Genomic DNA, 13940 nt, shown 5'->3' on the forward strand with positions numbered 1-13940 from the left:
GACTATGCGAACCGCGCTACTCCTGATTGTTCCGGCCGAGCGGGATGTCCATCTCGTCGGCCTTGATCTCGCGAACGAGTTCGGGAACCGCCCAGTCGACGCCGTCCTCCACCTTGATCTTGAAGTGGTACATGGACTGCAGGGCCTGATGATCCTCGGGGCGGAAGGTCATCTCGCCCTTCGGAGTCTCGAAGGTCATGCCTTCCATCGTGGCGATGAGGGTTTCGGTGTCCCACTCCTCGGCCTTCTGGAGCGCGGTGACGATCGCCATGGCAGATGCCATGCCACCAGCAGTAAAGAAGTCCGGGGGCGAACCGAAGCGCTCCTGATGCTGCTCGACCAGCCAGTCGTTCACCGGATTGTCTGGCGCCTCGTAGTAGTAGTACATCGCGCCTTCCATGCCCGGCACCTGCTTGTAGGCGACGAGGGCCGGCAGGATGTTGCCGCCGGACGAAAGCTCGATGTCGTAGCGCCCGGGATTGGCAGCGGCGAGCGGGGTCATCGCATCGATGCCGGCTACGTTCATGAAGATGACCTTGCGGCCTTCCTTGTCGCGCAGCGCATTGAAGAGCCGCTCGATGGTGGCCGTGAAGTCGGTCGTCTGCTGCGGCACATATTCTTCGGCCACGATATTCGCGCCCGTGCCGTCGAGTGCCGCCTTGAACGCGGCGATGCCGTCGCGACCGAATGCGTAGTCCTGCGCCAGCGTGGCGACATGGAGGTTTTCGTCCGGCTGAAGAGCCAGTGCCTGCGCCTGCATGTCCATCGACGAATTTCGCGAGGTCTTGAAGACGTAGCGGTTGGAGTCAGGCCCTGTCAGGCTGTCGGCAACCGCCGGCTCGACCAGCAGGATCTTCTCGTATTCCTCGGCTATCGGCAGCAGGGCCATGGCCACGCCCGACGAGGTGTCGCCCACCGCGATCAATGCGTCGTCGTCGCCATAGGCTTCGGCCAGCAGTGCGCGCGCAACGTCCGGCTTGAACTGGGTATCCTTGACGATGACCTCTATCTTGCGGCCCTTGACCTCCATCGTGCCGTCGGTGGCATATTCGAGGCCGAGCTGGAAGCCGGCATGGGTCTGCTTGGAATAGGCTTCGAGCGGTGACCCCGACAGTCCGTGCAGCAGGGCGATCTTGACCGGATCATCCTGCGCAAGGGCCTGTGTGCCAGACAAAGCGGTGGCCGCGGCCAGCGCGGCAAAAAGCATCTTCATGATGTGCTCCTCCCAGAGTAAGACGAACGCGTCCGATTGGCGCGGTGCAGTCTGGTGGCTATTATCCGCAACGGGCAGCCGACATCGCAATATCGTAGGAATACGAACGGTAGAGTTCCAAATGAACTGGGCGGACAATCTGCATGAGGTGGCGTTCGAGAACGCCCCGATCGGGCTGGTGGTGACGGAAAGCCGCGTCATCAGGGCGTGCAATCCGCGCTTTGCCGAGATGTTCGGCTATGGCCGCGACGAATTGATCGACCGCTCCTTCGCCATTCTCTACCCGTCGTTCGAGGAGTTCGTGCGCATCCGCGACGTCGGCGTGGAGCCCCTGAAGAAGAACAACCGCTATTCGGATGAGCGCATCATGGCGCGCAAGGACGGCACGCTCTTCTGGTGCCGTGTGCGCGGCCATTCACTGACGCCGGACGACGACCCGCTTCGGCGTGCGGTGTGGAGCATCGCTGATTTGTCCGAGACGCGACAGGTGATGGACCTGACGACGCGCGAACGCCAGATCGTCATGCATCTGGGCGAAGGCCGCACCTCGAAGGAGATCGCGCGCATGCTCTCGATTTCGCCGCGCACGGTCGAAGCCTATCGGGCGCGGCTGCTGAAGAAATGCGGCGCAGCCAACGTTGCCGAGTTGCTGTCGCACCTCTCCTCGATGCCACACTAAGTGGTCAGACGTGCTGGCCGCCGTTGATGTGGATTTCCGAGCCGCTCACATAGTTGGCCTGGTCGGAGCACAGGAAATAGATGATGTCGGCCACTTCCGCTGTCGTGCCGAGGCGGCGCAGCGGGATGGTTTCGACGATCTTCTCCGTGCCAGGCGACAGGATCGCGGTGTCGATCTCGCCGGGAGCAATGGCATTCACGCGGATACCATGCGGGCCGAAATCGGCAGCCATCTCGCGCGTCAGCGACGCCAGCGCCGCCTTGGACGTCGCGTAGGCGGTGCCGGCAAACGGATGCACCCGGCTGCCGACGATGGAGGTCACGTTGACGATGGAGCCCTTCGCCGAAGCCAGTTCCTTGAACAGGCCGCGCCCCAGCATGATGGGCGCGAAGAAATTGACCTGAAACACGTCGCGCCAAACGTGCATCGGCGTGTCGATGGAGTTCATGCGCGCGCCGCCGTCCAGCTTGGGCGAGATCGCCGCGTTGTTGACGAGCGCATCGAGATGCCCGCCGTCACTTTCCAGCCGATGCCTGATTTCGGCGACCGCCTGGCCGACATCCTCAGGGTCTGACAGGTCGACCTTGATGTGGTCTTCCGGGCCGGACGGCCACGGACAGTTTTCCGCAAACGCCTGCCGCGAGCATGTGATGACCCGCCACCCCTCGCGCGAGAAGCGCTTCACGGTGGCATGGCCGATCCCCCGGCTCGCGCCGGTCAGGACGATGGTCTTTCTGGGTTCGGCAGCGGCCATGGCAAATCTCCTGGCCGCTATCTAGCGGAAGGCGGAAGGCAAGGCGAGAGGACCGCCGATCAATTGCCCATGATGATATCCATGATCGACCCTACCGGCCGTGCGGGCTCGCCGACATTACCCTGCGGCGTCGGGGCATCGATGGACGCGGTATGATTCGGGCCGGTATCGCGGCGAAGAATGTCTTCGATGCGGGCCAGGACGCCGGTGCCAGTGCCGTTGCCGCCGCTTCCGGGCGTCCAGCTACCGGGCAGGTTCGCAACCGGAACGCCCTCGTGCGCTGCGGCCATGAACTCGTTCCACGCCATCGCGGGCAGCGAGCCGCCGGTCATGTTCTTGGTGGCCGACGCGTCGTCGTTGCCGAACCAGACGCCGGTCGTCAGGTTGGCCGTGTAGCCGACGAACCAGGCGTCGCGCGAGTTCTGCGAGGTGCCGGTCTTGCCGGCCGCCGGCCAACCGAAGGCGGCCCTGCGCGCGGTGCCCTGCGACACCGTCTCGCTCATCATCGCGTTCATCATGCCGATGATCTCGGGGCGGGCGATGCGCGGTCCGTTCGCGGTGCGGTGCTGGTAAAGCACCTCGCCCTTGGCGTTGGTGATGCGGTTGACGAAATGGATGTCGGGCCGGTAGCCGCCGTTTGCAAACGGCACATAGGCGGCAGTCAGTTCCAGCGGGGTGACCTCGGAAGTACCGAGAGCGATGGACAGATTGGGCTCCAGGTTGGACTCGATGCCCATGCGCCATGCGTTTTCCACGATCGCCGCCGGCGTGACCTCGCGCGCAAGCTGTACGGCAACTGAATTGTGCGACTTGGCTAGCGCTTCCTTCAGCGTGACGGGGCCGTGGTACTTGTCGTTGAAGTTGCGCGGCGCCCAGTTGCCGATTTTGATCGGCGCATCGTCGCGCACCGTGTCGGGCGAGAGGCCCTTTTCCATCGCGGCCATGAAGACGAACGGCTTGAAAGCCGAGCCCGGCTGGCGGCGCGCTTCGGAAGCACGGTCGAACTGGCTGGTGGCGTAGTCGTAGCCGCCCACCATCGCGCGCACCGCGCCGGAAGCGTCGATGGAGACCAGCGCGCCCTGGGAAACGTTGTGCTTCTTGCCTTCGTCGTCGATGAGCCTGCGGATGGAGGCTTCAGCAAAAGTCTGCAGCACGAGATCGACCGTGGTTTCCACCACGATGTCCTGCCGCACCTCGCCGATGAGGTCGCGCAGCTCGGCCATCACACGGTCGGCGAAATAGTGCTCCGAGCCCGTCCAGTATGCGGCGGTGCGCGTGGCAGGCGTGCTCATGGCGGTTGCCAGTTCGCGGTCGCCGATCATGTCTTCGTCGCGCATGGCGGCCAGCACGAGCTGCGTCCTGCGCTCGGCCGCCTGCGGATCACGCGCCGGCGAAAGGCGCGATGGTGCTTGAAGCAGTCCTGCCAGAAGGGCCGCCTCGGGTAGCGTAACATCCTTGGCCGACTTGCCGAAATAGCGCCGCGAGGCCGCCTCCACGCCATAGGCGCCCGAGCCGAAATACACCCGGTTCAGATACATCTCCATGATCTGATCCTTGGTGAACTTGTGCTCCAGCCAGAAGGCCATGAGCATTTCCTGCGCCTTGCGGCCGTAGGTTCGGTCGGGCTTCAGGAACAGGTTCTTGGCAAGCTGCTGCGTCAGCGTGGAACCGCCCTGGCTCACGCGCCGGCTGACCACGTTGGAAACCATGGCGCGGCTGAGGCCCACGGGATCAATGCCGAAATGCGAATAGAAGCGGCGATCCTCGATCGCCATCACCGCCTGCGGGATATAGGGCGACATTTCGTGCAGGCCGACCGCCTCGCCACCCGTCATGCCGCGGTTGGCGACAAGCTGCCCGCTCACCGAAACGATGCGCACATTCGGCGGCCGGTCGGGCACCGCCCATGTGGTGGCCGCCGGCATCTGCGCGCCGTAATAGGCGATCATGCCTGCACCGGCTATGCCGACCCACAGGCCCAGAACCATCGTCCAGTAGACCGCGCCGCGCAGCAAACCGAAGAAGCCGCGCCGCCTTTTTGCCTTGCGCCCGCGTGCGCCGCCACCATTCCTGCCACCCCCACTGCCGCCGGATGTCGCCCTGCGTTTCGTGGAGGCCTTGCCCTTGCGCGCGCCCGGCACGACACGGTCTTCCTCGCTGACGAAGAAGCCTGACGCCCCATCATCCGGCAGCGGGCCGCCGAATGTAGGCTCTATGCGTGCGTTTCTGTCTCGACGGGCCATAGTCTGCGCGGTCCGGTTGCAATCTGGGTTACCGGGTGTCGCGGTGGAGACTAAATGCGGCGATTTAAAGGGGCGTTAAGCTTACCGGACGCAGAGCGGTGACGTCTGGCAGCTCAACCTTCGCTTCGCCTAAGATGCAGCGCTATCACTTCGCTGCGCGCATGGCGTGATGGCTGAGCCTTCGGCCGCCTCTTGGCTGCATCGTTGAGAATTTCCGTCATCTCTGAGGCGGTGGAGCCGGTCAGTCCGACCAGAACGATCTCGCCGAACTCGGCAGGAAAATCCCGCGCGTTGTCCCACACCATCCAGCCGCCCATCGGCTCCTCGATCGCTTCGAAACGCTGGTTGCTGTTGCCCGCCATATTCGCCTGCCGGTTGAAAGTCGGGGGCGTATGCACGCCGCATGGTTTACAGAGCGTTAAGGTCGAAGTGCCGTTGAAAATCTAATGAAAACAATCCGTGAGCGGATGCGGCGACGCTCAGGAAGGTATCCCGAGCGACTTTGATTGTTCGCTATATGTTGACAGACCGTTGACCAAACTGAAAACAGTGCTATTCAGCGGATCTCAGGCAACAACCCCGCCGATTCCCGTTCGGGAGCGGCGGGGATTTTGATTTTCGCGCTTAGTCGAGGGCCCGGTCGAGGTGGGTGTAGCCGCCGTCGACGAACAGCCATTGGCCGGTTGTGTGGCTGGCCTTGTCGGACAGCAGGAAGACGACCGTCGCGGCTATCTCGTCCGCCGTCGTCATGCGCTGTCCGAGCGGGATGCGCCGCGTGATCTTTTCGAGCTGCGCATCCGGATCTTCGAAGGTCGCGATCCACTTCTCGTAGAGCGGTGTCATCACCTCGGCGGGAATGACGGCATTGACGCGAATGCCGTCGCCGCGCAGCGAAGCCGCCCATTCGCGGGTCAGCGAAAGCTGTGCGCCCTTCGCCGCCGTGTATCCGCTGGTGTTTCCCTGCCCGGTCAGCGCCGTCTTGGACGATATGTTGACGATAGACCCACGCCCCTTCTTGAGCCACGGCAGCGCATGATGAGCCACGGAGTAGTAGTGGATCAGGTTGCGCTCCAGCGAGGCGCGAAAAGCGGCTGGACCGGCCTCCAACCCCACACCGTCGTTGATCCCGGCATTATTGACCAGCCCGTCGATGCGGCCGAAGGTTTCGGCGGTTTGGCTGACTGCCCGTTCGCAGGCTTCGTCGTCCATGAGGTCGAGCTGGATGAACGTCGCCCGAGGTGAAAGCTCGGCAAGCCGCGCTGCAAAATCGGCCGCCAGCGGGCTGCGCCCGAAGACGACCGGCACCGCACCTTCTCGCGCCAGCGCCATCGTCACCGCTCCGCCGATGCCCGCGCCACCACCGGTGACGATGACGACCTTGGCCTTCAATCCGAGGTCCATGAGGTCGCCTATCCGCGAAAAAGCTGCGCTTCGCGCGAGGCGGGCTTGATCTCGATCGAGAAGCCAGGCGCCTGCGGCGGCATGTAGGCCGCGTTCTCCACCACGCATGGCTCGACGAAATGCTCGTGGAGATGATCGACATATTCGACCACCCTGCCCTCGCGCGTGCCTGCGATGCAGACATAGTCGATCATGGCGAGGTGCTGCACATATTCGCAAAGCCCGACGCCGCCGGCATGCGGGCAGACCGGCAAGCCGTGCTTGGCCGCCATGAGCAACACCGCCAGCACCTCGTTGACGCCACCCAGGCGGCACGCATCGATCTGCACGACGTCGATCGCGCCTCGCATGATGAGCTGCTTGAAGATCACGCGGTTCTGGCACATCTCGCCGGTGGCGACCTGAACCGGCGCGACGCCCTCGCGTATCTTGCGGTGGCCCTCAATATCGTCGGGGCTGGTCGGCTCCTCGATGAACCATGGTTTCGCGAAGGCGAGATCCTTCACCCAGTCGATCGCCTCGCTTACCTCCCACACCTGGTTTGCGTCGATCATCAGGTTGATGTCGGGGCCGACCGTTTCGCGCGCGATGGTGAGGCGGCGGATGTCGTCGGCCTTGTCGCGGCCGACCTTCATCTTGATGTAGCGGAAGCCCGCGTCCACCGCCTCGCGGCACAGGCGGCGCAGCTTCTCGTCCTCATAACCCAACCATCCGGCCGATGTGGTGTAGCAGGGGTAGCCCTCGCGCTCGAGCGTGGCGATGCGCTCCGCCTTGTCCTTTGCTTTGTCGCGCAGGAACGCCAGCGCCTCGGCGGGCGTGATGCAGTCGGTGATGTAGCGAAAGTCGATGCAGCGGACGAGTTCCTCGGGGCTCATCTCGGCCACCAGCCGCCACACCGGCTTGCCCTCGATCTTTGCCCACAAATCCCATACGGCGTTGACGATCGCGCCGGTCGCCAGGTGGATCGCCCCCTTGTCCGGACCGATCCAGCGAAGCTGGCTGTCCGACGTCACATGCCGCCAGAACGCGCCCATGTTCTCAGCCACCTTGGCCATGTCGAGGCCGATCACCAGATGGCGCATCGCCTCCATCGCCGCGCAGCAGATCTCGTTGCCGCGTCCGATGGTGAAGGTCAGCCCGTGGCCTTCATGGCCGTCGTCGGTCGTCAGGATGACGTAGGCTGCCGAATAGTCCGGATCGGGGTTCATGGCGTCCGACCCGTCGAGGTGGAGCGAGGTGGGAAAGCGCAGGTCGAGAACCTGCATGTCGGCAATTCGTGTCATCTTGAAATCCGCAATGGCGATGTAAGAGGCAGCCGGAGGCGGCGCCCGCCTCCGGCCCGGAAAGGTGGGCGGTCAGTCGTAGAGAACTGCCGCGATCTCGGGATCGTCGATGTTCGACTTGTCGTACCAGAAGAAGCCGGTGTCGATGTTCTTCTCCACCGCTTCGCCCTTGGAGGCCTTCACCGCCGCCACGACGGTCTCGTAACCGATGCCGACGGGGTTCTGCGTGATCGCGCCGGCCATTAGCCCGTCCCGGATAGCCTGTTTCTGCTGCGCGCCCGAATCGTAGCCGATGATGACCAGGTCGGTCTTGCCCAGTTCGCGTGCACCGTTGACGACGCCGATGGCCGAGCCCTCGTTCGCGCCGAACATGCCCTTGAGGTCCGGGTTGGCCTGCAGGATCGATTTGGTGATCTCGGTCGACTGGAGATGATCGCCGCCGCCATACTGGATCGTGACGATCTCGACGTTCGGATAGGCTTCCTGCATGCGGTTGACGAAACCGTCGCGCCGGTCGATGCCTGTGCGGCTGGTCTGGTCGTGGACGACGAGCGCGACCTTGCCCTCGCCACCGATAAGCTCGGCCATCTTGTCGGCCGCAAGCGCGGCGGCCGCGATGTTGTCGGTCGATGCGGTTGCAACCGGGATGTCTGAATCCACGCCCGAGTCGAAGGCGATCACCGGAATGTTGGCTTCCTGCGCTTGCCGCAGCAGCGGGATCGCCGCCTGGCTGTCGAGCGCCGCAAAGCCGATGGCCTGCGGGTTCTTGGCAAGGGCTGCCGCGAGCATGTCGATCTGGCGATCGACCTGCGCTTCCGTGTCCGGTCCCTCGAAGGTGACCGTGACGCCCAGTTCTGCCGCCGCTTTGTCGGCGCCAGCCTTCACCGCCTGCCAGAACTGGTGCTGAAAGCCCTTCGAGATAAGCGGAACATAGACGTCCTGCGCGCTGGCCGGCAGCGCGGTGCCGAGCATCGCGAGCGCGCCGATGGTTCCGATGAGACTGCGTCTTGTGAACATTGCATTTCCTCCATGGTTACACGGTATGCGTACCTGTCCTCGGGGCGCTGGCCGCCCTCTTAAAGCTTGCGCCGCCGAAGCATGTCCACGTAGACGGCGAGGATGATGATCGAGCCGGTGACGACGGTCTGCCATTCCTGCGCCACCGACATGATGCGCAGGCCGTTGAGCAGCACCGCCATGATGAGCGCGCCGATCAGCGTGCCCAGGACCGTGCCGCGACCGCCCGAAAGCGAGGTGCCGCCGATGACGACGGCGGCGATGGCGTCGAGCTCGTAGCCCTGCCCGAGCGCCGGCTGGGCCGAGTTAAGACGCGAGGCGATGAGAAGGCCGGCGATCCCGCAGATCGAGCCCGCCAGGGTGTAGACGGCGATCTTCCAGCGGTCGGTGTTCACGCCCGACAGCCGCAGCGCCTCCTCGTTGCTGCCGAGCGCGAAGGTGTAACGGCCGAGTGCTGTCTTCGACAGGATGAAGCTCGCCACGATGGCGACGATGAAGAGTACGAGCACGCCGTTGGGCACCGGTACGGCGGGGATGATTGCGCCCACCAGCGAGCCCTGCGCGATCTGCGTGAAGCCGGGCGTGTCGTTGAAGTAGATCGGCCGCGTGCCGGAAATGACCAGCGACAGCCCCTTGAGGATCAGCATCATGCCCAGCGTGGCGATGAAGGGCGGCACCTTGAGCTTGGCGACGAAGGTGCCGGAGCAGAAGCCGGCCGCAGCGCCGGCGAGGATCGCAGCGATCACCCCCAGCGGCAGCGGCATGCCCATATAGGTCAGCACAACGCCGCAGATGACCGCGCAAAAGGTCATCAACGTGCCGACCGACAGGTCGATGCCGCCGGTGATGATGACCAGTGTGGCCGCGATCGCCAGCACGCCATTCACCGACGTGGCCTGAAGGATGGCCAGCACGTTGCTCGTCTGCATGAAATTGGGCGAGGCGAGGCTGAAGCCAACCACAAGCACGATCAGGCTGGCGAAGGCCAGAAGCCGATGGTGCGCGCCGGAAAGGCGAGGTGCCGCTGCCGCCGTCGCGGTCTGTGTCGTCGCTTCCGTGCTCATGCCACGTCCTCCGCTGCTACGCCGTTGCGTTGCGTCGCCAGTTGCATGATTTCCTCCTGCGATGAGCCGCCGGGCAGGAAGCCCGTCAGCCGCCCCTCGCACATCACCGCGATGCGGTGCGAAAGGCGCAATATCTCCGGCAGTTCGGACGAAATCACGATCACCGCGCGGCCCTGCGCTGCGAGCGAATTGAGCAGCTTGTAGATCTCGCTTTTCGCCCCCACGTCGATGCCGCGCGTCGGTTCGTCGAAGATGAGGATGTCGCAGTCGCGCAGCAGCCACTTGGCGATCACCACCTTCTGCTGGTTGCCGCCCGAAAGGAGCCGCGCCTCCTGCCTGTCCGACGGGGTCTTGATCGCCAGCCGGTCGATATAGGTCACGGCGGCCTCGCGCATCCCCCCTTCGTCGAGCACGCCGCCTCGCCCTGTGAAGCGCGGCAGGCTGGCCAGGGCGATGTTGTTGCGCACGTCCATGCCGGTCGCGAGCCCGAACTGCTTGCGGTCTTCGGAAAGGTAGCCGATGCCGGCGCGCACCGCGTCCTGCGGCATGCGGATCGCAACCTTCTCGCCGTGAACGAACACTTCGCCCGCCTCGACCGGATCCGCGCCGAATATGGCGCGCGCGACCTCCGTGCGCCCGGCGCCCATCAGGCCGGCAAAGCCCAGTATCTCGCCCTTGCGCACCGAAAAGCTGACATCGCGGATTTCCCTGCCGCGCCGCAGGCCGCGCACTTCGAGCGCTATCTCGGAACCCGAAAGATCGGGCACCGAAACGGCCTCATCCGTCAGCTTGCGGCCCACCATCATCGAAATGATGGTCTCGACAGGAGTTTCCGACGCCGGCACCGTGCCGACGGTTTCGCCATCGCGCATCACCGTCACCCTGTCGGCGATGCGTTTCAACTCGTCCATCTTGTGGGAGATATAGACGATGCCGACACCCTCGCCCCTCAGCTTGCGAATGATGGCAAAGAGTTCGGCGATCTCGGTATCGTTCAGTGCGGCCGTCGGCTCGTCCATGATGAGGACGCGCGAGCGGTAGGATAGTGCCTTGGCGATCTCGACCATCTGCTGCTTCGCGATCGTCAGCCCGGCTACGGGCGTGCGCGGGTCTAGCTGCAGATGCATGCTGCGGAGGATCGCGGCGGCCTGGTCGTTGAGCGCCGCCTCGTCGAGCAACAGCCCTCCCGCCTTGCGCGGCTCGCGGCCGATCAGGATGTTCTGCGCCGCCGTTAGGTCGGGCATCAGCGACAGTTCCTGATGGATGATGCCGATGCCCAGTTCCTGCGCAGCGCGCGGCGAGGTTACCGCCGTCGGATTTCCATCGATCAGGATGGCGCCCCGATCACGCTGGTAGATGCCGGCAAGTATCTTCATCAGCGTGGATTTGCCCGCGCCGTTCTCGCCCATCAGCGCGTGAACCTCGCCCGGCAACAGCTCGAAACGCGCGCCGTTGAGCGCGCGCACGCCGGGAAACATCTTGTCGATACCGGCCATGGAGACGAGCGGGGTCATGAGCCGAACGCTCCCGCGCCGCAGTCGGGCTCGGTCAGGTCGGGCGATGTCGTCCCGCATAAGCGCATGAGCCGATTGTCCTCCCAGTCAATCCGCAGCGTGATGTTCTATATACAAATAGATCGTTCATATGTAAATTCCCCTTTGGGATATGCAGGGAGGAACGCGGCCATGGACGCGCCGGTCCTGAAGGCAGGCAAGGCCCGTGAGGCTGACGATCGCTACCGCGCGCCGGCGCTCGACAAGGGGCTCGATATTCTCGAATTGCTCTCTGACCAGCCGCGCGGGCTGACGCGGGGCGAGATCGTCAAGGCGATGGGGCGCAGCGCCAGCGAGATTTACCGGATGCTGGAGCGCCTTGTGGCACGCGACTATGTCAGCCGCTCGGCCGAGGGCGATCGCTATGCGCTGACGATGAAGCTATTCCTTCTGGCGCATCGTCACCCGCCGGTACGCCGGCTCGTCACCCGCGCTTTGCCGCTGATGGACGCCTTTGCGCGCACGGCCCTGCAGTCGTCGCATCTCGTCGTACCGGACCGCGAACATGCCATCGTCGTCGCGCAGGCGACCTGCCCCGGCAACTGGGAGTTCGGCATCAGGGTCGGCACACAGATCGACCTGCTGGCGACCGGCTCAGGGCGCACCCTGCTTGCATTTCAGGACCCGCACCTGACCGACGACGCAGTCGCAGGCTGGCAGGAGAACGAGGCGCGGTTGCGGGAGTTCACCGCCATGGCGCCTGAGCTGGAATCGTGTCGCAATGCCGGCTACCGCATTGGCCCGAGCCAGCAAATCCGCGGCGTGGACGATATTTCCGTGCCGATCCTGTCGCCGGAGGGTCGCGCCATCGCAGTGCTGACCTGCCCGTTCATCCAGCGGCTGGACGGGAAGGCCCAGCCCGGCACCGAAGAGGTGCTCGCGCTGCTGCGCGAGGTGGCGGAGAAACTGTCGTTATCCTGACGCGATCCTGCTCGGTCAGTAGAAGAGCCTTGCCGGTGTCATCACCAGTTGCGGGAACAGAACGAGCAGGAACATCAGCAGGAACTGCGCCAGCATGAACGGCAGCACGCCCACGATCACCTGATCCATCTTCAGCCGGCCGACGCCGGCAACGGTGTTGAGCACGACACCAACGGGCGGCGTGATCAGCCCGATGGAGCAGTTGATCATGAACATCACGCCGAAATAGACCGGGTCTATGCCGGCCGCCTTGACCAGCGGCATGAGCACGGGGACGAGGATGAGAATCGTCGGCGTCAGGTCGAGCGCGGTGCCGACCATCATGACCAGCACCATGATCGCCACCATCAGCAGCACGGGGTTTTCGATCAGCGGATCCAGCAGCGCGACGACCTGCTGCGGGATGTTGGCGACCGTTATGAGCCAGGCGCTTACCGCCGCCGCAGCAACGAGGAACATCACCACCGCGCTGGTGCGCGCGGCATCGGCGAACGCCTTGTAGAGCTGCTGCAACGTCAGTTCGCGATAGACGAAGGTGGCGATAGCGAATGCGTAGACCGCTGCGACGACGCCGGCTTCCGTCGGCGTGAATACACCCATCTTGAGCCCAGCGATGATGATGACCGGCATCACCAGCGCGAAGGAGGCTTCGCGCAGTGCCGTCAGCACTTCGGCCCCCGAGCGCCGCGCCTGCGGCTTCACGTTTTCGCGGCGGGAAAGCCACCACCACGTGAGCCACAAGGCAAGGCCCAGCATGAGGCCGGGCGCGATGCCTGCCATAAAGAGGCGCGAGATCGAGACGTTGGCTGCGACGCCGAAGATGATGAACCCGATGCTGGGCGGGATGACCGGGGCGATGATGCTGGATGCGGAGATGAGACCGGCCGAGCGCGCCGGATCGTGGCCCGCGGCAATCATCATCGGCAGAAGCAGCGCCGCCAGCATCGCTGCATCGGCAACCGCAGAGCCCGAAAGCGCAGCCATCATCACGGCGGCGAGAATGGTGACGTATCCGAGGCCGCCGTGAATGTGCCCGATCAGGGTCATGGCCAGATTGATGAGCCGCCGCGACAGGCCGCCGGCATTCATGATCTCGCCCGCCAGCAGAAAGAAGGGAACCGCCAGCAGGGGATAGCTGTCCGCGCCATGGATGACGTTTTCGGCAATGATCTGGGCGTTGAACATGCCGAGCTGCCACATCAGCACGGCGCCGGAGATCAGCAGCGCAAATGCGATCGGCACGCCAAGCGCCATCGCGGCAAGCAGCGAACCGATGAAGATGGCGATCGTCACAGCCGCTCCTCCCCGCTGGTGGGCATAGAGCAGTCCCCGCGCAAAAGCCTGATCAGCTGCTCGATCAGGATGAGCGCGGCCGAAACGCTGAAGACCATCCCCGACATGTAGAACCAGGCTACGGACAGGCCGCTTGAAGGGGCAGTCACGTTCCAGTTGAGCCGCGTCTGCGCCAGTGCACCGGCAAACAACAGCCAGCAGACCCACAGCATGAAGCCGTGGCCGACCAGGACACAGGCGAGCCGCCCTTTTGGACCGAAGCGCGACACCAGCACATCCGTGCCGAGATGCTGGTGCTCGCGCAGCGCATAGATGCTGCCGAGGAAGGTCAGCCAGACGAAGAGCCAGCGCGACAGTTCTTCCGATATGGTGATCCCGGAATTGAAGGCGTAGCGCAACACGACATTGCTGAAGACCAGAGCCACCATGATGGCCAGAAGAGCCACCACCACGACCTTCAAGGCGCGGCAGTAGTGGTCAAGAATGAGGTCCATGATTCTCCTCCCGTGGCGGCCCGCT

The 13940-nt window shown here is 64.2% G+C and carries 13 protein-coding genes; 2 read left to right on the forward strand and 11 right to left on the reverse strand.

Translation table 11 applies throughout. The annotated features are described in order from the left end of the window. Window positions 1–16: 16 nt before the first annotated feature. A complete protein-coding gene (locus FY036_RS22305; RefSeq protein ID WP_148916895.1) occupies window positions 17–1213 on the reverse strand; it encodes a substrate-binding domain-containing protein in 1197 nt (398 codons plus the stop codon). A gap of 121 nt (window positions 1214–1334) precedes the next feature. Here FY036_RS22305 and FY036_RS24175 point away from each other — a divergent pair, with 121 nt between their 5' ends. Beyond that, window positions 1335–1892, forward strand: coding sequence for a PAS and helix-turn-helix domain-containing protein (locus tag FY036_RS24175; protein WP_148916896.1), 558 nt, complete (start codon window positions 1335–1337; stop codon window positions 1890–1892). Window positions 1893–1896: 4 nt separating this feature from the next. On the opposite strand, the gene FY036_RS22315 is transcribed toward FY036_RS24175, so the two are convergent. The 8 genes from FY036_RS22315 to FY036_RS22350 form a co-directional block, all read right to left on the reverse strand. Then, complete coding sequence (locus FY036_RS22315; protein ID WP_148916897.1) at window positions 1897–2646, reverse strand: SDR family NAD(P)-dependent oxidoreductase; 750 nt, start codon at window positions 2644–2646, stop codon at window positions 1897–1899. A 59-nt stretch (window positions 2647–2705) separates the two neighbouring features. Beyond that, the gene (locus tag FY036_RS22320; RefSeq protein WP_148916898.1) at window positions 2706–4889 is read right to left on the reverse strand and encodes a transglycosylase domain-containing protein; all 2184 of its coding nucleotides are present in this window, start codon (window positions 4887–4889) and stop codon (window positions 2706–2708) included. A gap of 113 nt (window positions 4890–5002) precedes the next feature. Beyond that, the gene (locus tag FY036_RS22325) at window positions 5003–5251 is read right to left on the reverse strand and encodes a hypothetical protein (RefSeq protein WP_148916899.1); all 249 of its coding nucleotides are present in this window, start codon (window positions 5249–5251) and stop codon (window positions 5003–5005) included. Between the two features lie 262 nt (window positions 5252–5513). Further along, window positions 5514–6290: an L-fucose dehydrogenase gene (locus tag FY036_RS22330; RefSeq protein ID WP_148916900.1), complete on the reverse strand. Its 777-nt coding sequence runs from the start codon at window positions 6288–6290 to the stop codon at window positions 5514–5516. A gap of 8 nt (window positions 6291–6298) precedes the next feature. Further along, entirely contained in the window at window positions 6299–7573 is a 1275-nt protein-coding gene (locus FY036_RS22335; RefSeq protein WP_148916901.1) for an L-fuconate dehydratase, read from the reverse strand. Between the two features lie 72 nt (window positions 7574–7645). Next, a complete protein-coding gene (locus FY036_RS22340) occupies window positions 7646–8590 on the reverse strand; it encodes an ABC transporter substrate-binding protein (protein WP_148916902.1) in 945 nt (314 codons plus the stop codon). Window positions 8591–8649: 59 nt separating this feature from the next. Then, window positions 8650–9654 carry an ABC transporter permease gene (locus tag FY036_RS22345; RefSeq protein WP_148916903.1) on the reverse strand — a complete coding sequence of 335 codons (1005 nt, stop codon included), beginning with the start codon at window positions 9652–9654 and terminating at the stop codon, window positions 8650–8652. Then, complete coding sequence (locus FY036_RS22350; protein WP_148916904.1) at window positions 9651–11168, reverse strand: sugar ABC transporter ATP-binding protein; 1518 nt, start codon at window positions 11166–11168, stop codon at window positions 9651–9653. Before FY036_RS22350 ends, FY036_RS22345 begins: the two co-directional genes overlap by 4 nt. 171 nt (window positions 11169–11339) lie before the next feature. Between FY036_RS22350 and FY036_RS22355 the strand changes: the two genes are divergently transcribed. Beyond that, complete coding sequence (locus FY036_RS22355; protein ID WP_148916905.1) at window positions 11340–12128, forward strand: IclR family transcriptional regulator; 789 nt, start codon at window positions 11340–11342, stop codon at window positions 12126–12128. Window positions 12129–12143: 15 nt separating this feature from the next. Here FY036_RS22355 and FY036_RS22360 read toward each other — a convergent pair whose 3' ends face one another. Together FY036_RS22360 and FY036_RS22365 are read right to left on the reverse strand one after the other, a co-directional pair. Then, on the reverse strand, window positions 12144–13421 hold the full coding sequence (locus tag FY036_RS22360; protein ID WP_148916906.1) for a TRAP transporter large permease: 1278 nt from the start codon (window positions 13419–13421) through the stop codon (window positions 12144–12146). Further along, window positions 13418–13915 (reverse strand): TRAP transporter small permease, encoded by a 498-nt coding sequence (locus FY036_RS22365; protein ID WP_148916907.1) that lies wholly within the window; start codon window positions 13913–13915, stop codon window positions 13418–13420. The genes FY036_RS22360 and FY036_RS22365 overlap by 4 nt, the downstream gene beginning before the upstream one ends. Window positions 13916–13940 lie beyond the last annotated feature (25 nt).

Source organism: Neoaquamicrobium microcysteis (assembly GCF_008180155.1).
Lineage (GTDB): Bacteria > Pseudomonadota > Alphaproteobacteria > Rhizobiales > Rhizobiaceae > Aerobium > Aerobium microcysteis.